The sequence below is a fragment of the Paenibacillus amylolyticus genome, from assembly GCF_001570725.1.
In the GTDB taxonomy this organism is placed as follows: Bacteria; Bacillota; Bacilli; order Paenibacillales; family Paenibacillaceae; genus Paenibacillus; species Paenibacillus amylolyticus_A.
The window spans coordinates 1,089,036-1,111,634 of the sequence record NZ_BCNV01000001.1; the positions used below are offsets into that span (position 1 = coordinate 1,089,036).

A 22,599-nucleotide genomic window follows, 5' to 3' on the forward strand; every position below is an offset into this window, starting at 1 on the left:
GACGATGAAATTTCAGAAAAATGACAAGCTTCTGTTTATCGGAGATTCGATTACGGATTGTGGTCGGGAACATCCTGTAGGCGAGGGCAGTTCAGGTCTGGGCCATGGTTATGTTGCGCAAGTCCATGCACTATTGCGGTCTATCTATCCGGAATTGATGTTGCGTATCCAGAATGTGGGTAATGGTGGGAATACGATTCGTGATCTGAAACAGCGCTGGGATCGTGATGTGCTGGACCTAAAACCAGATTGGTTGACGATCATGATCGGCATTAACGATGTGTGGCGTCAGTTTGACAACCCATTGTCAACAGACTCCCATGTGTTTCTGGAAGAATACGAATCCACATTGCGTGAACTGGTGGCTTCGGTTCGTCCCAATCTGAAGGGTCTGATACTGATGTCTCCTTATTATCTTGAGGCCAATCCGGAAGACCCGATGCGGGCAACGATGGATATTTACGGAGAAGCGGTACGCAGGGTAGCCAGCGAGTATGATGCGGTGTATGTGGATACACAGGCTGCATTTGCTCCATTTTGGGATCATTTCTATACGGCTGTCTTGACTTATGACCGAGTACATCCGGATGCAACAGGCCATATGGTACTGTCCAAAGCATTCTTGGATGCCATCGGATTCGAATGGTCAGGCGGCGTCAAATCTTAAAAAGGACGTGATGGCATGAGCAACGTAACTGTAGCAGTGCGAACCCCGGCCTTACTGGGGGAAGGCCCGAGCTGGGATGCGGAGAACAATCGATTATTGTGGGTAGATATTGAAAGCTTCAAGGTGCATGTGTATGATCCGGTTACAGGGCAGGATCAGACTTATGATGTCGGTGAACATGTCGGCGCAGTTGTTCCGTATCGTGGTGACGAGGTTGTGGTTGCTTTACGCAGTGGATTCCATACGTATAATCTGCTTACGGGTGAGCTACATGCCATTGAGGACCCTGAACAAGATAAGGATACCAATCGTTTTAATGATGGAAAATGTGATGCACAAGGGCGATTCTGGGCAGGCACGATGAGCTTGAATAATGAGAGTAAAGCAGGATCACTGTATTGTTTGGAACAAGGACAACCTGTGCGCACGATGGTACAAGACGTGTCTACATCCAACGGCTTGGGCTGGAGTCCGGATCGGCAGACCATGTATTACATTGATACCCCGACACGTGCTGTTGACCGGTTTGATTTTGATCTGGCAGCCGGGACGATACAGAATCGGACAAGCGTCATTCACATACCCGAGGAATTCGGTTTTCCGGATGGCATGACGGTCGATGGTGAGGGCATGCTGTGGGTTGCGCACTGGGGCGGAGGAAGAGTCACACGCTGGAACCCGGATACATCAGAACTGTTACAGCAGATCGAAGTGCCCGCAGATCAAGTAACATCCTGCTGTTTTGGTGGACCGGAGCTTGAAGATTTGTACATTACAACAGCACGTACCGGTATTAAGGAAGAACGTCTGAAGGAGACACCTGATGCTGGCTCACTTTTTGTCATCAGACCAGGGGTTAAAGGCCAGGAGACTCACGCTTATGGTAGCCAGAAATAAACGGTTGCCAGTCATGCAATGAACTTCTGCCTGGTTTGCCAGGAAAGAAACGATGCTATTTTTTAAACTTTTATATGAAATGTCGAAAGATGCTGCTAAAACAGCATCTTTTTTGTTGTGTAAACAAGATAAAACACTGAAAATATTTTACAAAAATAGGATTTTGGACAGAGGTGTTTGTCTTTTGCTATCGAATGTTATTTATTGAAAGAATTATCCATATAACGACGAATGAAGAGTAGTTTTGTAAGCGCTTAATAAAAGGGCTGAAAGGGGGTGATATTTCTTGTAATCTGAATGCATGAATTCGTCTGACACGCCATTATCAGCATGCTGAGACAGCGGGAAGACCGGAATGCAGTTACCGAGTTGAAGAGGAGGCTGAGTAAAAATGAGAACGTTTATGGGGAAATTACGGATCATGAGTCTAACGGTTGCCGTGGTAACGGCTTCGCTGGGAGGACTTGCTGGAACCACAGCAGCTGCACCGAGTGAAGCTTATGAGTGGAAAAATGTAGTGACTGGTGCAGGAGGCGGATTTGTACCGGGCATTATTTTCAACGAGTCGGAAAAGGATCTGATCTATGCCCGTACAGATATCGGGGGAGCTTATCGCTGGAATGCGGCTAACGAGAGCTGGATCCCGTTAACTGATTTTGTCGGGTGGGATGACTGGAACAAAAACGGTGTAGACGCACTGGCTACGGATCCGGTTGATCCCGATCGGGTGTATATGGCAGTCGGGACGTATACGAATTCATGGGACAAAAATAATGGCTCCATCTTGCGCTCTACGGACCGGGGAGATACATGGCAGACCACAACACTTCCGTTCAAAGTGGGCGGCAACATGCCGGGACGTTCGATGGGAGAACGTCTGACCGTGGACCCGAACGATAACAGTATTCTGTATTTCGGTGCACGAAGTGGTCACGGACTTTGGAAAAGTACCGATTACGGTGTGACTTGGAACGAAGTAACAAGCTTCCCGAATCCGGGAAACTATGTGCAAGATCCTTCGAATGAATATACCAGTGACATCGTAGGTCTGGCATGGATTACGTTTGACAAAACAACAGGTTCGGCAGGGCAGGCAACCCAGACAATCTATGTGGGTGTTGCGGATAAAGCTCAAAGCGTATATCGCAGCACGAATGGTGGCCTGACCTGGTCAGCTATTGCTGGTCAACCTACGGGTTTTATTCCGCATCATGGTGTGCTTGATTCCAATGGAAGCCTTTATATTACGTATAGCGATGGTGTTGGACCCTATGATGGGGAGGAAGGTGACGTTTGGAAACTGAACACATCGACAGGTGTCTGGACCAACATTAGTCCTGTGCCAAGCAGCAGCACGGATAATTATTTTGGATATGGCGGGTTGGCTGTCGATGCACAGAATCCAGGTACATTGATGGTTGCGACATTGAATTCCTGGTGGCCGGACGCTACCTTGTTCCGCAGTACAGATAGTGGAGCGACGTGGACCCGCATATGGGAATTCGAAGGATATCCGAACCGGAAATTGCGGTATACACAGGATATATCGGCAGCGCCATGGCTCACATTTGGTATCACGCCTGCCCCGCCTGAACCATCTCCAAAACTGGGCTGGATGATCGGTGATCTGGAGATTGATCCGTTTGATTCGGATCGCATGATGTATGGAACGGGTGCTACGATCTATGGAACGAAGAACCTGACGGACTGGGATGATGATAAGAAAATCAATATTTCAGTGATGGCGAAGGGTGTTGAGGAGATTGCTGTGCTGGATCTAATCAGCCCGCCAAGTGGTGCACATTTGTTAAGTGGAGTGGGGGATGTCTCAGGATTCCGTCATAACAATCTGGATCAGGCTCCAGCTACCATATTTACGAGCCCGAACTATTCTTCCACAGAAAGTCTGGATTTTGCAGAGTTAAGTCCGAATACGATGGTTCGCGTAGGTAAAGCAGATTATGCTGCTGATCCAAATGCGAAATCCATTGGTTTATCCAGTGATGGAGGTACTACATGGTATAAAGCCAATGCAGAACCTGCTGGCACAACTGGAGGCGGTACTGTAGCCATCTCTGCAAATGGTAACCGATTGGTATGGAGCACGTCAGACAAAGGCGTACATTATTCGACTGGCGGTAATTCCTGGACGGCAAGTACGGGGATACCTGCACAGGCGAAAGTGATTTCGGATCGTGTAAATCCAAACAAATTCTATGGATTTGCAGCGGGTAAAATCTATGTGAGTGTAAATGGTGGAGCTTCCTTCACTGCCTCGGCGGCTACCGGACTTCCGATCGAAGGAAATGCAGATCTGGATGCTGTTCCGGGTGTTGAAGGCGAACTGTGGTTTGCTGGCGGTAGTGAGGAAGAAGGTCCTTACGGGTTATGGCATTCCACGGATTCAGGAGCGACATTCACGAAGCTTGCCAATGTAGAGGAAGCAGATAGTATCGGATTTGGTAAAGCTGCCCCTGGGCAAAGCGTTGTCGCGTTATACACGGTTGCACAGATCGATGGAACACGTGGATTCTTCCGTTCCGATGACGGTGGGGCCAATTGGGTCCGGATCAACGATGATCAGCATCAGTATGCTCGTGTAACCACGATTACGGGTGATCCGCGTCTGTATGGAAGAGTATATCTCGGAACGAATGGCCGCGGAATTTTGTATGCTGACCGTGTTGGAGGTAACAATGGCGGAGGTGACGGCGGGGGTACACCAGTGACCAACTCGGTGATTACACCGGTTACAGCCGAATTTGATCGTAAAGCAGACAATCAGGTTAATATTCCAGTCACGTTAACACTTAACGGCAATACACTTGCATCCATTCGCAACGGGAATGCAACGCTGGTTTCAGGTACAGATTACACGTTAACAGGCAATGAGGTCGTTTTAAGTAAAAATTACCTGGCTTCACTGCCAAATGGCGCAGCGGCGCTAACCTTTCAATTCAGCGCAGGCGCTCCTGCGACCTTGAATCTGCTCATTAAAGACACGACAGCTATACCATCTGGAACCATACGCATTGAGATGTTTAATAGCAACACTCAGGCGACGGGCAGTTCCATTAGTCCCAAATTCAAACTGACGAATACAGGGACTACAGCATTGAATCTGTCCGATGTGAAAATCAGATACTATTACACGATTAACGGGGAACAGCCTCAGAACTTCTTCGCTGACTGGGCGACTGCTGGTAGTGCGAATGTAACAGGCACGTTCAGTGCACTCAATCCAGTACGGACAGGTGCTGACCACGTGCTTGAGATCGGCTTCACGGCTTCGGCTGGAACACTGAATGCGGGACAAAGCACGGAAATCCACACTCGCATCTCCAAGAGCAATTGGACCAACTATACACAAACCGATGATTACTCCTTTGCAGCTAGTCAGACTTCCTATACGGACTGGACCAAAGTTACCGGTCATATAGCGGGAAGTCTTCAGTGGGGAATCGAACCTTAAGTGTGTATTGTAACGAAATAAAGGTTTGAAAATAGGAGTCCTGCTTCGCCAAATGATCGAAAGGCGATTCAGGGCTTCTTATTTTGTCGAAATATAGTGTAAACTATAGAGAGTTACCATTGCTTAAAGGATCGTTTTAGGATATAAAAAGATGTACAATCATTTTAAAATTAATGTAACCGCTAACACTGGAAGGCGTTTATAACCGATATATAATAGTTGGTATAACCTGTACAGATATAGAGGAAAGATTAGACAAGGGGGTCGCGATCATGAACCGGTTGTGCAAGGTGCTGATTGTTGACGATGAGTTTCTGGTAAGACAAGGTATAAAGCACCATATGAACTGGGAAGCTGAAGGATTTATCATTGTGGGTGAAGCTTCCAACGGTGAAGAAGGATTACAGCAGGTGAGCCTGTTAAAACCGGATATTGTGATTACCGACATTGTCATGCCTGTCATGGATGGCGAGACTTTTGTCCGTACACTAAAAGCCAGTAATCCGCAGATTGAAGTGATTGTACTTAGCAGCTTCAGTGAATTTGAATATGTTCGTTCAACGCTCCAGCACGGGGCAGCGGATTATATATTGAAACCGAAGCTGGATACGAATGAATTATTGCAGGTCCTTCAACGGACAGCGGGTAAAATTCCAGAGTTACAGTTTGAGCCGTCACACGATGGCTGGAGACTTGGTCAACTGATGGAGAAGATGCTGTCCGGATTTACTTTGGACGAGGATAGCGAAATGCCGATGATTCGAGACACCTTTCCACACGAATCCTTTCGCTTGCTAGTGTACAAACCAATGGATGCTGAAGGGAATCCACTAAAACTGGATCAGGAAGAAATTGAATCCAGGCTCCGCAGTGATCTGCCTGAAGTGGAATGTGCAATAGTTCCGGCAGAGGGCGCACTGCCTGTCATGCTTCTTAATGTCGATCCTGCGCGAGATGAATGGATGGTTGAACGCATTAAACAGCTGGCTAGTGAAAATGCAGCGGGACAAGGCAACCCTGGATGGGTGCTTAGTGACAGCTTTACTTCATTTGAACAGATGGGTATCGTATACCGTGAACGCCTGATCAAGCTAATGGAATATCGCTTCTATTATAAGGATCGACCGATCCTTGTGTATGGTGAACTTCCACCGATGCATCCGGCAGGTTACCAGTTCAATGTGAATATGTTTTTGCAACATGTGAAGCGTAACCGGGTCGAAGCGGCAAGAGAGTACTTGCAGGATCATGCGACAATACTTGGTCGGGATTATATTGCCGATGTGTTTGAGATCAAGTCATTTCTAGGTAACCTGATCTTCAACGTAACGATTACCCTTGCGGATATGGACGTTCAGTCTGCAGGGCTTGAAGAGAGCAAATATACGTATTTTAAAAATGTGGACGGGGCTACGAGTCTAAATGAAGTGATGACTGTGCTTGATCAGTTTATGACGGAAGTTCAGGAGTGCACTGTTGGTGCGGGTGGAAAACGAAGTGATCCGAATATGAAGATGCTGCTGGATTACATGCATGAGCACTTTGACCAGCCGCTTGGGCTTGTTGAAGTAGCCAAACACTTTCATTTTAATCCATCGTACTTATCCAGTTATTTCTCATCTCACAAAAAAGAAGGATTCAATGAATACCTGAATAAAATTCGGATTGAAAAAGCGGAGGAACTGCTCCGATCCGATGATGTAACAATTTCGGAGATTAGCAGTATGGTCGGTTATTCCGATCATAGTTACTTTTGCAAAGTGTTCAAAAAATTCACCGGACTATCACCAAGCCGATACCGGCGCAAATTCTGGGCATAAAGTCAGAAGGATAAGATCATGAAGAAATGGATGAACCAATTATCTCGTCTCGGATTATTTCCCAAGTTGTTTCTGGTTATGGTCGTCAGTATTGTTCTCGTCTCTGCACTCATACTATGGACGACCATTCACATGTCTACTAATCTGTTTACCGAGACGTTCAGTATCACAAACTCTAAGGTGCTTAATCAGATCAAGACGAATTTTGAATCCTTTAATGACGCCATTGCTGCCGTATCCAACAATGTGACGCAAAGTGGAGCGATTCGAGGGTTCCTGTCCGAAGGAGATGCCGATTCCCTCAGTATGGCAAAATCCTTCTATAATATGAGGGAAACGATGGATCGGATTCAATCCATAACAGAATCCTACGAAGTCGGGATAACGATTATCGGGATTAATGGACGCAGCTATTCCACCAATCGTGCTCACCTTCAGATGTCAGTGGATGAATTGAAACAGGAGCCGATCACGATGGAAGCCGCTGAGACGCCCAGTCGTCTGATCTTTGATGATTACCAAAACGATGAAAGTGTCGGAAGTCAGCAGATGATCTCTGCCACGAAGGCGTTGACAGATCGAGCCCGCAGCCGAATATATGGTACGCTTTATGTCACCATGAGAGAGGATGCGTTCCGGCAGTTCTACACCAGCTTTACAAGTCGAGGCAATGACGTGGTCATTATGAACGAAAAAGGTGAGATTGTTTCTTCGAATCGTGAAGACTGGATCGGGACAACTCAGCTGGATTTGCTGTCATATGCTCGAGAAATGAATAAAACGTCTCCGAGAAGCATCAATGCTCGTGTGATGGATCAGGATAGCGTCGTTCTATCCGAGTATTTACCGTTCTATCGGTTTTACATTGTCAATGTAGTGGATAAGGATCTGGCGATGGGTCAACTCATCGACATGAAGACAGTTGCCTTGATCTGTGCAGCTATTGTTGTGGGGGCACTCATTCTCGTGTTTCTCATCACCAGCCAGATTACCAAGTCATTGCGCAGACTTGTGAAGCAGATGTCCAACATTACGAAAAGTGATCTGGACAACTATATCCCGGTGAGCGGAAGCTACGAGAGCAGGCAGCTGGGTCATGCATACAATTACATGCTTGATGAATTGCACGATTATGTGGATCAGTTAGTGCAGACACAGCATGAACAACGTAATGCAGAGCTTGCGGCATTACAGAGTCAGATTAATCCTCACTTCTTGTACAATACCCTTGCTTCTGTCAAAGTTCTGGTGCAACAAGGCAACAAGGACAGGGCAGCAGAGACGATTAACGCATTAATTGGATTGCTGCAAAATACGATTAGTGATGTGAGTCAGACCGTTACAGTCGAACAAGAAGTTGAGAATTTGAAAAATTATGTCTTCATTAATCACGTCAGGTACGGTGGCCGGATTAAAGCAGCCTTCTATGTTGCTCCGGATTGTACTCACTACCATGTACCGAAGCTGGTGATTCAGCCGTTTATCGAGAATGCTTTTTTCCATGGATTTATCAAAAAAGAAACGGGTACGATTCATGTCATGGTTTCCAGAGCCGGGGAATCGCTCATCTGTGAGATCATGGACAATGGTGACGGAATTGAAGGACTCGTTATGGGAGAAACATTGCCTAATCCGAAAAACAATCGTCAACTCTTCAGCGGCATCGGCATTCGCAATGTGCATGATCGCATTGAGCTTTTATATGGTTCACCTTACGGTGTCACCATCATGAGCAATGTCGGTGAAGGAACGAGAGTGACCGTAACACTACCATTAATCACGAGTTGAGTTGAAATCTAATCCAACTAAATACACCCGAAAATGAGATCCCTCGCTTCTGTATTTCTACAGAGACGGGGGATTTCACGTGTCAGAGGTAAAGTGAAAATACATATTTGTACTATTTCAAGATCAAGAAATTACAAAATCAAAAGAAATTACAAAAAACCAAATTTAATGCAAACGGTTTCTGTAAAGGTTTTCATTGTGGCAATAAGAAGACAAATCCGTACAAAATTATTACTAACGAATGGAGATATGGGAATGATAAGATGAATACATCGAAAGCAACCGCTTTCAGAAAACGTAAACAAATTACACACAAAGAGGTTGAAGGGGAGTTGAATGTTTTGAAAAAAATGTGGGTATTGATGCTCGTTACAGTATTGCTGTTGTCTGCATGTTCATCCGGTGGTGGAGGTAATTCCGCTAGTGGTGGTGACGAAAAAACAAACGAAATTACGGTCTGGGCTTGGGACAAAGCTTTTAACGTTGCTGCAATGGAAACAGCAAAAGAAGCATACCAAAAAGCAAATCCTGATGTAAAAATTAACATCATTGAATACGCTCAAGCTGATATCATCCAGAAACTGAACACGGGTCTTAACTCCGGAACTGCAAGCGGTCTTCCAAACGTAGTTCTGATTGAAGACTATCGTTCACAAAGCTTCTTGAATGCATATCCTGATGCGTTCAAAGATCTGTCTTCCAGTATCACGGCTTCCGATTTTGCAGATTACAAACTCGGACCAACAGCATTTGATGGCAAACAATACGGAGTACCATTTGACTCCGGCGTTGCTGGCTTGTACTACAGAACAGACTTGCTCGAAGAAGCAGGCTACAAAGCTGCTGACCTGCAAGACATCACTTGGGATGACTACATCCAAATTGGTAAAGACGTAAAAGCTAAAACAGGTAAAGAGCTTCTTTCTCTTGACCCGAATGACCTTGGTTTGATTCGTATGATGATCCAAACTGCAGGTAAATGGTATTCTGCAGAAGATGGTAAAACACCTGACATTGCTACTAACGCTGCACTGAAAGAAGCTTTCATCACATACAAAGCGATGATGGATGCCAATATTGTTAAATTGCACTCTGACTGGAGTCAATTCGTTGCCAACGCCAATAACGGTAGCGTAGCAACAATTCCTACAGGTAACTGGTTCTCACCATCTGTACGTCAAGAAGCTTCCCAATCCGGTAAATGGGCTGTGGCTCCAATTCCGAAAATGGCTGGTCAATCAAACTCTGTTCACGCATCCAACTTGGGTGGTAGCTCTTGGTATGTGATGAACAACGTTCCTGGTGCAGATCAAGCAGCTGATTTTGTAGCAAAAACATTTGGTTCTGACAAACAATTGTATCAAGATCTGTTGAACAACATCGGTGCAATCGGTACGTACAAACCAGCAGTTGATGGTGACGCGTATGCCAAAGCAGACGAGTACTTCGGCGGACAAAAAATCTTCACAGACTTTGCGAATTGGACGAAAGAAATTCCAAGCGTAAACTATGGTATCAACACATATGCCATTGAAGATATTCTGGTTGTAGAAATGCAAGCATTCCTGAACGGTAAATCAATCGATGACGTTCTGGCTGATGCACAAAAACAAGCTGAAGCACAATTAAACTAAGATACCCAAGGTAACTTATAGAACCCTAGGAAACATCGGAGCCGTCTCCCATGTCCGGCGCAAGTCGAACCGGATATGGCGAGAGGCTCCGTGGGTTCTACCCATGTTCCATGGAGAGAGAGGAGCCATACTGTGAAAGCCATGAATACAGGAGACAGTCTCCAAAAGAAAAATAATTTGACTGGATGGGCTTTTGTTTTGCTGGCTGTTGTCGGGATTGTTGCATTTTACTTTTACCCGATGATTCAAGCGCTGCTCTTATCGTTCAAGTCTGGTGTAGGAGCCAATCTTGAATTTACGGGCCTTTCTAACTACAAAAGATTGTTAGTTGATACAACGTTCCGTACAGCATTATCGAATACATTTATCTACTTGATTATTCAAGTGCCTGTAATGATTATTCTCGGTTTGTTTATTTCCGTATTGCTGAATGACAGCACACTACGCTTCCGGAGCTTCTTCCGTACAGCGATTTTCTTGCCTTGTGTAACTTCATTGGTAGCGTACTCTGTTGTATTCAAATATTTGTTCGCACCAGATGGAATGGTGAATCAATTCTTGATGGGCTTGCACATTATTGGCGATCCAATTCAATGGATCACAGACCCGTTCTGGGCTAAAATTACGATCATAATCGCCGTTACTTGGCGTTGGACCGGATATAACATGATTTTCTATCTGTCATCCCTGCAAAACATCGATCAATCGATCTATGAAGCTGCAAGAATTGACGGAGCGAATGCTTTTACACAATTCTTCAAAATCACAGTACCTTTGCTTAAGCCGATTATCCTCTTCACGTCCATCACATCAACGATTGGTACATTGCAAATCTTCGATGAGATTATGAATATTACCAAAGGTGGTCCAGGTAATGCGACCATGTCGATTTCACAATACATCTACAACCTTTCGTTCAAATATTCACCGGACTTCGGTTATGCAGCAACAGTGTCATATTCCATCGTAATCTTGATTATTGTATTGTCCATCATCCAGTTTAAAGTGGCAGGTGATAATAAAAATGGCTAAAGCTAAAGCAAAACGGATTTTCACGTATGTGTTCCTATCCATCGTCGCCTTTGTATCCATTTTCCCTTTCTTCTGGATGCTGGTCAGTTCAACAAATGCATCAGTCGATGTAACAAAGGGTAGACTGCTGCCCGGTTCAGCTTTTATTGATAACTTCAACAAACTGATTGATTCGACAAATCTGGTACAGGCTCTCGGAAACTCGGCGATTATCTCTGTAATCTCCACTGTCTTGGCACTGTTTATTGGTTCCATGGCAGGTTATGGCTTCGAGGTATATCGCACGAAGTCCCGTGATGTCGTGTTTAATATCCTGTTGTTATCCATGATGATTCCGTTTGCAGCGATCATGGTACCACTGTATCGTATGTTTGCAACAATCTCGGGAGTTGCACCGGTTATCGGAATCAACACGATGGCAGCAGTGATCTTGCCGACCATCGCAACAGCGTTCCTAATCTTTTTCTTCCGTCAAAACACCAAAATGTTTCCGAAAGACTTGCTGGAAGCTGGACGTATTGATGGGTTGAGTGAACTCGGCATCTTCTTGAAGATCTACATGCCAACCATGAAAACAACATATGCAGCGGCAGCAATCATTACATTCATGAGTAGCTGGAACAACTATCTGTGGCCACTCATTGTATTGCAAACACCTGACCAACAAACGATTCCACTGTTGATCTCAAATCTGGGTGCTGGTTATTCTCCGGATTACGGAGTAATCATGACAGCAATCGTGATTGCAACACTACCTACAGCAATCGTTTTCTTCATCATGCAGAAACATTTTGTTGCAGGTATGGTAGGTTCCGTGAAGTAATGAAAACAGCATAATCCGTGCAAATGAGGGGTGCAGGAAAGAAGAGAGGGCGCTGTTATGGCGTACCTCTGTCTTTTTTGTGTATGTAAAGCAAAAAGGAAATCCAGAGTAAACCTTGAATAAGTCAAACTATAACGTTTTAAAGGGAGAGAGAGCCGATGAAAGCAACAAAGGCAGATATCAACTGGTTGGGAGACGTAAGTGTATTTGAGGTGAACCGTCTTCATGCCTATTCCGATCACCGTTATTACCAAACGATGGACGAGGCTGTAGGTTCAGGCGCGATGTCCATGCGTTATGATCTGAATGGTACGTGGAAATTCAACTATGCGATTCGTCCAGATAGCCGTTCTGAGTTTTTCTATACATCCGATTTCTCCAGTGAAGGCTGGGATGATATTGAAGTTCCGGGACACATCCAACTGCAAGGATACGGACAGATTCAATATGTAAATACACAATATCCTTGGGACGGCTTGAACGAGATTCGTCCGCCAGCACTGCCACAGGATAAAAATCCGGTTGGAAGTTACATTCGTACTTTCCACCTGCCAACAGGCTGGGAGTCGAACCCGGTATATATTTCTTTCCAAGGAGTAGAGTCTGCATTCTATGTATGGCTTAACGGACAATTCGTAGGATATGGGGAGGACAGCTTCACGCCGTCTGATTTTGACCTAACGCCATTCCTTCAGGATGGAGAGAACAAACTCGCGGTTGAGGTCTATCAACGCAGCACGGGCAGCTGGCTGGAAGATCAGGATTTCTGGCGTTTCTCCGGCATTTTCAGAGATGTGTATCTGTATACGGTCCCAACTGCACACGTTCGTGATGTTCATGTTCGCACTGATCTGGACAAGTCATACACGAACGGTACATTGCAATTGGATCTGAAGCTGGAAGGAAAAGCCGTTGCTGGATCGCGGGTAGAGGCTGAACTTCGTGATCGTGAAGGCAATACCGTTAAGACGTTTGAATCCAAAGTTAATGATGGACAAGTAAGTCTTCGTGAAGATATTGGTACAGTGAACCTGTGGAGCGCAGAGATTCCATACTTGTACCGTCTCTATATTCGTGTATATGATGCTGCGGGTGCACTGGTTGAGGTTGTTCCTCAAGCCGTTGGTTTCCGTACATTTGAAATGATTGATAAAGTGATGCATATCAACGGTAAACGTATCGTATTCAAAGGTGTGAATCGCCATGAGTTCAACCCGCGTCGTGGACGTGCAGTTACGAAGGAAGACATGCTTTGGGATGTTCGTACGATCAAACAGAATAATATGAATGCTGTACGTACTTCACACTATCCAAACCAAAGTCTGTGGTATGAGCTGTGTGATGAATATGGATTGTATGTTATTGACGAGATGAACCTGGAGACACACGGATCTTGGCAGAAGCTTGGCGCCGTTGAGCCTTCTTGGGTTATCCCAGGTGACAAACCGGAATGGCATGATATCGTTATGGACCGCGCTGTATCCATGGTGGAACGTGACAAAAACCATCCGTCCATTCTGATCTGGTCTTGTGGTAACGAATCTCATGGTGGTGAAGTGATTTATAAAGTATCCCAATACTTTAAATCGGCTGATCCAACACGTCTGGTGCATTACGAAGGTGTGTTCCATGATCGTCGTTTCGATGAGACAAGTGATATGGAGACCCGCATGTATGCCAAACCGGCGGACATTGAGGAATTCCTGAATGCAAATCCGACCAAGCCTTATATTAGCTGTGAGTATATGCACGCTATGGGTAACTCTATTGGTGGTATGCACAAATATACGGAGTTGGAAGACAAATACCCGATGTATCAAGGTGGATTCATCTGGGATTACATCGACCAATCCATTTACAAAAAAGATCGTTACGGCAAAGAGTTCCTCGCTTATGGCGGAGATTTCGGTGATCGTCCATCAGACTATTCGTTCTGTGGCAACGGTATCGTTCATGCTGATCGTAAAGTAACTGCGAAAATGCAGGAGGTCAAATTCCTGTATCAGAACATCAAGCTGTTCCCGGATCGTGAAGGCGTTAAAATCGTGAACGGTAATCTGTTCGCAGATACATCTGCGCTGGAACTGGTATACAGCCTGGAGCGCGAGGGGCATGAAGTGCTACGCGGAACATTGGAAGTCAACGTGGATGCGCAAAGCGAGACGGTAGTGAAGCTTCCGTTGGATGCAGCCTCTTTGGCAGACGGCGAGTACGCTGTAAACACTGCACTTGTGTTGAAAGCTGCTACACTGTGGGCTGACAAAGGCGAAGAAGTGGCATTTGGACAGTTTATTTTCACACAGGATCAGGTTAATGATGCAGTTGAAGTGGACTTGAACCTTGTAAGTGATGTACAAGTTATCGAAGGTGACGTTAACATCGGAGTTCGTGCTGGCAAAACGCATGCGCTGTTCTCCAAACAGTTTGGTACACTGGTTTCCCTGAAATTGTCCGGTCGTGAGACCATTGCTGTACCACCTGCACCGCTCTTCTGGCGTGCAATGACGGATAATGACAAAGGTATGGCGATGGGCTTCGAACTGGGTGCTTGGTATGCAGCGAGCCTGATGCCACGTTCTGTGGAGTGGAAAGCGGAACAGAAACCGGATCAATACCGGATCGAGTTCACGTACAAGCTCAACATTTCGGCGGATGTACAAGTAAAAGTGGTCTATACTGTACATGCAGATGGAAGCGTGCGTGTGCATAATGCGTACAAAGGTACAGCTGGATTGCCGAATCTGCCAATCCATGCATTGTCCTTCAGAACGTCACCTGACTTCGAAAACGTGGAATGGCTCGCGATGGGTCCCGAAGAAAACTATGCAGACCGCGCATTTGGCGCACGTCTGGGCATCCATGGTAACAAGGTAGCTGATACTGTAGCTCCATATCTGGTACCACAGGAATCGGGCAACCGTACAGGCGTACGTTGGGCCAAATTGACAGACAACGCGGGACGTGGCTTCAAAATTGAAGCATCCGGAACCCCGGTTGAGTTGAATGTTTCACCATATACGGCATTTGAGCTGGAGAACGCACAACATGCGTACGAATTGCCACCTGTGCACTATACGGTCGTGACTGTAGCAGGTAAACAAATGGGTGTCGGCGGTGATGATAGCTGGGGTGCTCCAGTTCATCCGGAATACCTGATCCCTTCAGACGGCGAACTGACATTCGAATTTGTCATTCGTGCACTGTAAATAAAAAATTATTTGCAATAAAGAACAGAGGCCTTCGCTTGTTGGAGGCCTCTGTTTTGTTATGTCCATGATTAGCTTGGGATGTGATCTATGAAACCGTTCTCTCCCCGGCCACGTAATGTACAAGACAGGAGACATAAGAGGGGGTTCAAGATGAGTAGAAAAGCAAAGACAGGTATATGGGTGACGGTGTTGGTCTTTCTGGGCATCATTGTTGGATGTTTCATATGGTATTTCAATACGGCTTCGGGTGAACGTGCACTCAAAACGATGAGATCCAATAACTCGGGCGGCCTGGAGCGGGTCGTTAAAGTGTACAGTAATAATGGTGAATTGATTCAAACCTATGATGGCAAAATTGACGTGGAAGATACGGAATACGGGAATAAAGTATTATTCGATCTCAATGGGAAACGTGTCGTGATTTATAATGCAACGATTGTTGTTGAAGAGAAGTGAAGACACCCTATTGCTTATATGGTAAAATTAAGGAAATGACATAAGGGTCGGGTGAGATTTTTTGGTGGATATGTACCTCATAATCACTGTTGCAATTTTGGGAATGATCCTGTTCTATAGCTTGATCGCTTATTTCTTGATTCGTTTCATTTCGAGAAAAGCATTTAAGCTTACGTTAACCAAATATGAAATGATGGAGATTATGACTTGGCTCGCCGTGCTGTTTATTACCTTCATGATGATTAAGAATGGTTCAATAAATCTTCTCTTGCCGGTTGTTTTACTTATCATTCCATTGATCAATTTGCGAAGGTCTAATCGGAAACATAGAGAGATGAATTAGTATAGTCTTCCTAAGTTGGGGCAAGGCACAAGAAGGACGAACATAGGAAAGGTTGACGGGGATTATATCACTAGTCAGCCTTTTTTAGTTTCATTACGAATGTTGAAAATGAACAAGGAGGAGTTTAGTGATGATTCTGGGCCGATCAACTGACACTTCAGGTTTAACGCAGGTTGCCAATCTTTCAGATGAGTTGCAGTCTGTGTTTGATCAAGCAGAAAGCAAATATCAAATAGTTGATATTGAACTATTCTTTGTTTTCAGGTGTCTTCCTGAAGAATACGATAGAAGGTCCACGGTCAGGCATGTGAAGAAGGAGAATGTCATCTATTTTGATCTGGTGGTCAGCGAGGATCGGTATAAGACATTAAGCAAAAGCAGACAACGGTATGTGTTAAGCCATGAGTTTTATGATTTTTTGAGTGAGAAGCTCCAGAAATACAAAATTGAACATCTTAACGCGAATGAATTTATTGCAGATATGGGCATATGGCTGAGGGAGATCGGATGGTTGCAGACTGAAGAGGAAGCTGAAATAAGTGAATTTGAAGAAAAATATAACTAACATAATAAATTAAACATAAACAACAAAAAGAAGCCCTCTTTCGAGAGCTTCTTTTTCATGGGAGAGGAGAAACCGGACGAAGAGCTTATGGGGAAACGTAAGTCTTCTCCGCGGTTGTCTACGACACTTGTGATGTCGATAATTATAGAATCGCCCGATTGTTTCCTTTTTATACATATGCGTCAACAATTCGTCAACAATTTTCCAAGGCAAATGAAGACCGAACATTTTTCAAACTGAACCCGAGTGTGGTACGATAGCCGTATCAATAAACTTACATAGAGAAAAGGTGACTCGTCAGTGAGAGTGGTATCTGGGAGTGCGAAAGGCAGGCCGCTGAAGGCTGTTCCTGGCACAGGCACGCGACCGACCACCGACAAGGTGAAGGAAGCGTTATTTAGCATGGTTGGTCCTTATTTTGAGGGCGGCACAGCATTGGATCTGTTTGCAGGCAGTGGGGGTCTCGGTATTGAGGCGCTGAGCCGCGGCATGGACAAGGCTGTTTTTGTTGATTTGGAATCGAAAAGTATTGAAGTGATCCGCATGAATCTGAAGGCGACCAAGCTGGAAGACCAGGCGGCTGTATACCGTAATGATGCAGGTCGTGCATTGAAGGCACTCGCCAAGCGAGGCACAACGTTCGATCTGGTGTTTCTCGACCCGCCGTATCGCATGAAGAACGGGCACGAGTTGATGCTGACCATGCACGAACTGGAACTTCTGGAACCCGAAGCAACCATCGTGCTTGAATATGAATCCAAACATGATTACCCTGAGCAATTCGGCCCGTTTGAACAAACGCGCAAGGCTTTGTATGGGGAGACGGCAGTATCCATCTATTATTATGCGCCTGAAGCAGTTGAAGATGGAGAATCCATTACACCGGAAGAGGAGGCTCCTCATGACTGAAATGATACATCGACAGGAACGGATCGCCGTATATCCTGGAAGTTTTGATCCCGTAACGATGGGGCATCTCGATATTATCGCCAGAGCGTCGAAGCAATTTGATCGCGTCATTGTGGCTGTGTTGAACAATATGAGTAAAAATCCGCTCTTTACAGTGGAGGAACGCAAGGAACTGATCACGGAAGTAACCCGCCATCTACCGAATGTGGAGGTGGACAGTTTCCGCGATCTGACGGCCAATTATGTCCGTCAAAAGGAAGCACAGGTTATCGTTCGTGGTATACGCTCGGTAACTGATTTTGAATACGAACTGCAATTGGCATCGACCAACAGCAAGTTGAATCCGGATGCGGAAACGATATTTATGATGACGAATCCAAAGTATTCCTATTTAAGTTCCAGCATCGTCAAAGAAATCGCTCATTATCATGGAGATGTAACAGATCTTGTATCACCTGAAGTGGAAGCTGCGCTCCGTCAGAAAATCAGCGAGAAAACCGGCGGTTAAACCAGAGGGTAAGACCTGATAGACTAATCATAATTGCAAGAAGTAACGCTAGACCCATGCAGGCAGCAGGGAAGGCGCTCCATATGGCGTTAATCGTGTATGTGTTGCCTGGATTATGTATGAAGAGCCAACTGAATGGTGTTGACAGGTCCTGGTCTGCATTCGTCTGTAATGTGGTCCAGGCTTGTGTGCTATATCGGCTGAACGGCAACCAGAGGAACAGGCTGATAAAAAAGGCGATGATCCCATGAATCAGACGAACTCCGGCAAAATACAACATGGATTTGCTGTCGGGTCCAGTTGCTTTCAGGACAGCAGAGACTTGCAGATGGGAGCATAGACCGCCCCATCCCAAAACAGCTGCAAGCAGGGACATCAGCAGGGCAGGTGTAAGCGAAGTTTGGCTCAAATGGTAGGTGCCCAAATGAAGCTCCAAAAAGGCTGGCCACAGCGCAGCAGAAGAACCAGGAGTCACATAAAGGGAGAGTAGCCGGATAAATACGGCAAAACCGATCATGTATCCTCCGGTCATCATCAAAGTCTGCACAGCCTGGGATACGGTGTCACCTAACAGTTTGCCAAACCCTCTTCCATCACGACTATGGGCTTCCCTGGCTGCAATCATCATATCAGACCATGTACTGCGTCGTTTGATGTTAGAGTGGTGGGGGAGAGATGAGCGACTTGTGGAACTTGCAGGACTTGCAGCCAGAGAACCAAGAGAACTGTTATCCGCTTGGAGGGCTGTCGAACCAACCCGATCTTTCTGGTTACCCGGTGCAGGCAAGAGACGCACGGCAAAAATGGCAGCAATCCAGCCGCTGATCCAGTGAACCACTAAGAGGAAATATCCGGCAGCAGGCTGGTGAAGAAAAGCAGCACCAACGACCAGGATGATCATCATTGGATTAGCAAAATGAGCTGCTGCTGCAAGGATAACCGCCTGCTTGGCGGTAATTTGTCTATCCTGAAATAAACGGGATACCGCATCTGCTCCTGCAGGGAATCCGCCGCACATGCCAACAGCGATAGCGAGCCCAGCACTGCCTGGAAGTCTGAACCAGCGTTGCATTAGTGGTCCGAGCAAGGCACCCATCGCGTGGGTGAAGCCAAACGCAGTGAGCATTTGGGATAACATCAGGAACGGAAGCATGGCAGGGAAGATGATTTTCCACCATATATCCAGACCTTGAATAGAGGCATCAAATGCTTCTTTTGGGGAAGCAACTACGGCAATGACCAGTGCTAAAGCGCCAGTACTCAGAAGTATCGTTCGTAACGGGCCAGAATCTCTAACCTCGCTCTGTATTGTCATCGTTTCACCTCATATCAAATAGCGCCAATTCGGCATCTGAATCGTTATGGACGGCCGAATGACGCCCGAGGGCGGTTCGGCCTTGACCGGACAGGCTATGGTATACAGCGGCCTATCCGGCCTGTACCATTGTATGCACAGGGACCAGAGTGTTAGACTTGAAATAAATATTAAACAAGATGAGCTGAGTATTTGCATGACAAAGAGTGAGAGAGTGCGAAACCTAACCGGAGAATGGAAGTATTCAAAAGGTGGTATTGCGATCACTAATTTGTGTAGAGTTCAGCTTATATAGAGATACAAAGAACGGAGGCTCATGCGATGAATCGGATTCGGAAATCTGGCGGATTCAGAGCTTCGATCTTTGTGATCGTGGTGGCTCTGGTCGTCTATGTTGCCGTGTACATGCCAACGCCATATATCATATATATGCCTGGCAGTGCAGATGAAGTAAAACCAATGGTAACCGTTAAGGGTGGAGACCGGGATGAACGCGGTGTATTTATGATGACGACTGTGTCGGCAACGTATGCCAATGTGTTTTTGCTAGGAACCTCTCTGTTCAATCAAAATGCCCAAGTGGATAAAAAGGAAGACCGACTGCGCGGCAAAAGCGAAGCGGAATACTCTGCTGAACAGGTATGGTTCATGAGTGACTCGCAATCCTCCGCAATGGAGGCTGCATATGAGCAGGCTGGCGTTTCGTACTCCATTGTACCTGAACATATCTTTGTATTTGGACTGTCCGAAGACCCAAAACCGGAAGGAGACATTGCTCCGGGCGATATTATTCTGGGAGTGAACGGGACAGCTACGCCGGATAATACGGTCCTTTCTGCCCAGTTAAAAGATAAAAAGGTCGGAGATACGGTCGAAATGCAACTGGAACGTGGTGGAGAGACCATTAGCCGGGACGTGAAGCTGATTCAGGTCAAAGACAGTAAAACGGGTGAAACCCGACCGGGACTCGGCGTAATGATTGGTGCGGTTCAGAAGGTGAAAGCGGAAGATCCGGACAAACAGATCTCTTTCACCGATACCCAGGTTGGTGGTCCGTCTGCCGGATTGATGTTTACGTTGGAGATCTATAACCAGTTAACACCTGGAGATCTGACGAAAGGTCATCGAATTGCGGGTACAGGTACCATTACCAAGGACGGTGTGGTGGGTGCCATTGGTGGTGTAGTGCACAAGATTGTAGCCGCTGACCGGAAAGAAGCGGAATTCTTCTTTGTGCCGAAGGATAATTACAAGGAAGCGGAAGCCAAGGCTGAACAAATTGGCACCAAAATGAAACTTGTGCCTGTGAGCACGGTGGATGACGCGTTGGCTTATTTGAAAACCTTGTCTGTAAAATCATAGGATTTTAAACGGGCGGGAAGAGATCGAGCCAACGTTGAACCGGATGGATAAAGAACGGATGAAATCGGAATAATTGATTACAGTGGAATGAAGTGTGATCAAGAGATTAAAGAAAGATTAACAGACTCACTAGACCCACAAGACTCAAAGTTATTAAAATAACTAAAAGAATTAAGATAACAAGAGAAGTGAATAAGGAAATCCCCTTGTTGCGAGGTGCCTGAGCGGCGCGCAGCAAGGGGATTTTTTTACTTGTACAATTGAGTGTCGAATATTTAAGAATCAATGATCCCTAAATGATGGGAATTAAAAGCTCTATATGAGATTAAGCCTTTTGATCAAAAGCAGATTACACTCTCACAGGCGACTCATAGTAGTCACTGAACATCCTGCGTGTATCCCTATGCTCGCAAGAGAGCCCATACGCAACCTGAGCTTGGATATCCAGTTCCAGCTGATTGTGGGTGAACGTCGACGGTTTCAGCACAACAGGCAGTGACGCGGTCTTCTTCATCTGTTTAAGCAGGCTTTGCCCTTGAGTATTAAATCCAAGGACGCGGAGATATCCGGGTCCGGCAGCCAATTGCTCTGGGGAACACTCGGCTTTGGTGTGATTCAGGAGCAAGTGGGCAAGCATACGCTGAAGCTTTGTGCGTGTGTAACGTTTGGTCTTCAGTGCATCCAGGAGTGATTCGACTGAAGGCTCCGGGAGCTGAGCGAGTGTACGGCTCAGCCGGTGTTCCAGGCCTTCCGTGACTTCGGCGATGCGTTCCAGCTCGGAGGCACGGCGGGTGGCCGCAAGGTGCAACAGCGGCTGTGCAAAGCGCTCCCAGTGTATGGGAGCGCGCCCTTCCTGCCATTCGCGATGAAGAATGGCAAGGGTCGCCGCCGGCACGTATGGCGCGGCGGCATCGGGGCCGTCCGCCATCAGCAGGCGGCGGACGGCTGTGGCACTGGCGATCGCCCCCGGCCCGGGCGTCGCCTCATGATACGCGGCACCGGTACGCGCCGCCGTAAAGGGCTGGATCGCGCTGCCAAGTCGTTGCAGCGCGATTAGGTAGTGCAGCCCAAGCGAATTGTTGGGCTGCTCCAGCAGTGCAGCGGCGTCGTGAGCATCGACGCCGCCGGGCGCCAGCGCTGCCGCCGCGCCTGCGTACGCGGCGGGGTAGTTGGCGCCTTCCCGCAGGCGGCGCGCGATGTCCTCGCGCATCCCTGCGGGCTCTACAGCCAGCACGCGCGCAATGCGCTGCAGGCTGTCCAGGTCGCCAGACTCGCTGCCGAAGCATAGCGAGTCCACAACGCCGGTGCGGTGCAGCAGCGATACCGCACCAAAGGCAAACCACTCTGCCGGTTGTACTGCGTACGCCACCGGCAGTTCAAGCACCAGATCGGCGCCTGCGTGCAGCGCCATCTCGGTGCGCGCCCTTTTACCTACGATGGCGGGCTCGCCACGCTGGAGAAAAGGGCCGCTCATAACGGCAACAACGGCGTCTGCGCCGCTTAGCCGCCGAGCTTCCTGCAAATGATAGACGTGCCCATTGTGCAAAGGGTTATATTCAACAATGACGCCTACGGCTTTCATGGTTAGAGGTACTCCTTTCGATTGGATATCCGATTATGTATAACATCCATTCCATCATAGGGGATGTCATGTATTAGATCAAATTATGCACCAATTCAGACAAGAAAAAAGCACAAATCCGACATCAACGGATGTCAGACTGTGCCTGTAAATCTATTGCATATTTTGGATAATTGGAGAATGACCTCTTTATAACTTCATCTTAATAATTCAGCAT

Annotated in this window: 16 protein-coding genes; 14 read left to right on the plus strand and 2 right to left on the minus strand. The window is 46.6% G+C overall.

Features of this window, described 5'->3' with window-relative positions; genetic code table 11:
• Positions 1 to 4: 4 nt before the first annotated feature.
• The 13 genes from PAHA3_RS05040 (at position 5) to coaD (ending at position 18,123) form a co-directional block, all read left to right on the plus strand.
• The gene (locus PAHA3_RS05040; protein WP_062833745.1) at positions 5 to 667 is read left to right on the plus strand and encodes an SGNH/GDSL hydrolase family protein; all 663 of its coding nucleotides are present in this window, start codon (positions 5 to 7) and stop codon (positions 665 to 667) included.
• Positions 668 to 682: 15 nt separating this feature from the next.
• Positions 683 to 1,564 (plus strand): SMP-30/gluconolactonase/LRE family protein, encoded by an 882-nt coding sequence (locus tag PAHA3_RS05045; RefSeq protein ID WP_062833746.1) that lies wholly within the window; start codon positions 683 to 685, stop codon positions 1,562 to 1,564.
• Between the two features lie 391 nt (positions 1,565 to 1,955).
• Entirely contained in the window at positions 1,956 to 5,036 is a 3,081-nt protein-coding gene (locus PAHA3_RS05050) for a X2-like carbohydrate binding domain-containing protein (protein ID WP_062833747.1), read from the plus strand.
• 272 nt (positions 5,037 to 5,308) lie between these two features.
• Positions 5,309 to 6,856, plus strand: coding sequence for a response regulator transcription factor (locus tag PAHA3_RS05055; RefSeq protein ID WP_062833748.1), 1,548 nt, complete (start codon positions 5,309 to 5,311; stop codon positions 6,854 to 6,856).
• Positions 6,857 to 6,874: 18 nt separating this feature from the next.
• Positions 6,875 to 8,644: a cache domain-containing sensor histidine kinase gene (locus tag PAHA3_RS05060; RefSeq protein ID WP_062833749.1), complete on the plus strand. Its 1,770-nt coding sequence runs from the start codon at positions 6,875 to 6,877 to the stop codon at positions 8,642 to 8,644.
• Between the two features lie 350 nt (positions 8,645 to 8,994).
• Positions 8,995 to 10,278: an extracellular solute-binding protein gene (locus PAHA3_RS05065; RefSeq protein ID WP_235599472.1), complete on the plus strand. Its 1,284-nt coding sequence runs from the start codon at positions 8,995 to 8,997 to the stop codon at positions 10,276 to 10,278.
• 141 nt (positions 10,279 to 10,419) lie between these two features.
• On the plus strand, positions 10,420 to 11,310 hold the full coding sequence (locus tag PAHA3_RS05070; RefSeq protein ID WP_062835980.1) for a carbohydrate ABC transporter permease: 891 nt from the start codon (positions 10,420 to 10,422) through the stop codon (positions 11,308 to 11,310).
• Positions 11,303 to 12,133 carry a carbohydrate ABC transporter permease gene (locus PAHA3_RS05075; protein WP_062833750.1) on the plus strand — a complete coding sequence of 277 codons (831 nt, stop codon included), beginning with the start codon at positions 11,303 to 11,305 and terminating at the stop codon, positions 12,131 to 12,133. The genes PAHA3_RS05070 and PAHA3_RS05075 overlap by 8 nt, the downstream gene beginning before the upstream one ends.
• Positions 12,134 to 12,291: 158 nt before the next feature.
• Complete coding sequence (locus PAHA3_RS05080) at positions 12,292 to 15,339, plus strand: glycoside hydrolase family 2 TIM barrel-domain containing protein (RefSeq protein WP_062833751.1); 3,048 nt, start codon at positions 12,292 to 12,294, stop codon at positions 15,337 to 15,339.
• Positions 15,340 to 15,492: 153 nt separating this feature from the next.
• Positions 15,493 to 15,798, plus strand: a complete 306-nt coding sequence (locus PAHA3_RS05085; protein ID WP_062833752.1) for a hypothetical protein — start codon at positions 15,493 to 15,495, stop codon at positions 15,796 to 15,798.
• Positions 15,799 to 16,271: 473 nt separating this feature from the next.
• Positions 16,272 to 16,706 carry a hypothetical protein gene (locus PAHA3_RS05095; protein WP_062833754.1) on the plus strand — a complete coding sequence of 145 codons (435 nt, stop codon included), beginning with the start codon at positions 16,272 to 16,274 and terminating at the stop codon, positions 16,704 to 16,706.
• 300 nt (positions 16,707 to 17,006) lie between these two features.
• A complete protein-coding gene (gene rsmD / locus PAHA3_RS05100) occupies positions 17,007 to 17,615 on the plus strand; it encodes a 16S rRNA (guanine(966)-N(2))-methyltransferase RsmD (protein ID WP_036609474.1) in 609 nt (202 codons plus the stop codon).
• Position 17,616: 1 nt separating this feature from the next.
• A complete protein-coding gene (gene coaD / locus PAHA3_RS05105; protein ID WP_085981453.1) occupies positions 17,617 to 18,123 on the plus strand; it encodes a pantetheine-phosphate adenylyltransferase in 507 nt (168 codons plus the stop codon).
• Here coaD and PAHA3_RS05110 read toward each other — a convergent pair.
• Positions 18,101 to 19,438 carry a nucleoside recognition domain-containing protein gene (locus tag PAHA3_RS05110; RefSeq protein ID WP_062833755.1) on the minus strand — a complete coding sequence of 446 codons (1,338 nt, stop codon included), beginning with the start codon at positions 19,436 to 19,438 and terminating at the stop codon, positions 18,101 to 18,103. The genes coaD and PAHA3_RS05110 overlap by 23 nt on opposite strands.
• Positions 19,439 to 19,759: 321 nt before the next feature.
• Here PAHA3_RS05110 and PAHA3_RS05115 point away from each other — a divergent pair, with 321 nt between their 5' ends.
• Positions 19,760 to 20,800 (plus strand): SepM family pheromone-processing serine protease, encoded by a 1,041-nt coding sequence (locus PAHA3_RS05115; protein ID WP_062833756.1) that lies wholly within the window; start codon positions 19,760 to 19,762, stop codon positions 20,798 to 20,800.
• Positions 20,801 to 21,149: 349 nt separating this feature from the next.
• Here the strand turns inward: PAHA3_RS05115 and PAHA3_RS05120 are convergent, their stop codons facing one another.
• Positions 21,150 to 22,382, minus strand: a complete 1,233-nt coding sequence (locus tag PAHA3_RS05120) for a nucleotidyltransferase (RefSeq protein ID WP_062833757.1) — start codon at positions 22,380 to 22,382, stop codon at positions 21,150 to 21,152.
• Positions 22,383 to 22,599: the final 217 nt, after the last annotated feature.

What these genes read in the sequence shown, in the direction of transcription:
- PAHA3_RS05040 (WP_062833745.1), top strand. Translation starts at nt 5, where the DNA reads ATGAAATTTCAGAAAAATGACAAGCTTCTGTTTATCGGAGATTCGATT.
- PAHA3_RS05045 (WP_062833746.1), top strand. Translation starts at nt 683, where the DNA reads ATGAGCAACGTAACTGTAGCAGTGCGAACCCCGGCCTTACTGGGGGAA.
- PAHA3_RS05050 (WP_062833747.1), top strand. Translation starts at nt 1,956, where the DNA reads ATGAGAACGTTTATGGGGAAATTACGGATCATGAGTCTAACGGTTGCC.
- PAHA3_RS05055 (WP_062833748.1), top strand. Translation starts at nt 5,309, where the DNA reads ATGAACCGGTTGTGCAAGGTGCTGATTGTTGACGATGAGTTTCTGGTA.
- PAHA3_RS05060 (WP_062833749.1), top strand. Translation starts at nt 6,875, where the DNA reads ATGAAGAAATGGATGAACCAATTATCTCGTCTCGGATTATTTCCCAAG.
- PAHA3_RS05065 (WP_235599472.1), top strand. Translation starts at nt 8,995, where the DNA reads ATGTGGGTATTGATGCTCGTTACAGTATTGCTGTTGTCTGCATGTTCA.
- PAHA3_RS05070 (WP_062835980.1), top strand. Translation starts at nt 10,420, where the DNA reads ATGAATACAGGAGACAGTCTCCAAAAGAAAAATAATTTGACTGGATGG.
- PAHA3_RS05075 (WP_062833750.1), top strand. Translation starts at nt 11,303, where the DNA reads ATGGCTAAAGCTAAAGCAAAACGGATTTTCACGTATGTGTTCCTATCC.
- PAHA3_RS05080 (WP_062833751.1), top strand. Translation starts at nt 12,292, where the DNA reads ATGAAAGCAACAAAGGCAGATATCAACTGGTTGGGAGACGTAAGTGTA.
- PAHA3_RS05085 (WP_062833752.1), top strand. Translation starts at nt 15,493, where the DNA reads ATGAGTAGAAAAGCAAAGACAGGTATATGGGTGACGGTGTTGGTCTTT.
- PAHA3_RS05095 (WP_062833754.1), top strand. Translation starts at nt 16,272, where the DNA reads ATGATTCTGGGCCGATCAACTGACACTTCAGGTTTAACGCAGGTTGCC.
- coaD (WP_085981453.1), top strand. Translation starts at nt 17,617, where the DNA reads ATGATACATCGACAGGAACGGATCGCCGTATATCCTGGAAGTTTTGAT.
- PAHA3_RS05110 (WP_062833755.1), bottom strand. Translation starts at nt 19,438, where the DNA reads ATGACAATACAGAGCGAGGTTAGAGATTCTGGCCCGTTACGAACGATA.
- PAHA3_RS05115 (WP_062833756.1), top strand. Translation starts at nt 19,760, where the DNA reads ATGAATCGGATTCGGAAATCTGGCGGATTCAGAGCTTCGATCTTTGTG.
- PAHA3_RS05120 (WP_062833757.1), bottom strand. Translation starts at nt 22,382, where the DNA reads ATGAAAGCCGTAGGCGTCATTGTTGAATATAACCCTTTGCACAATGGG.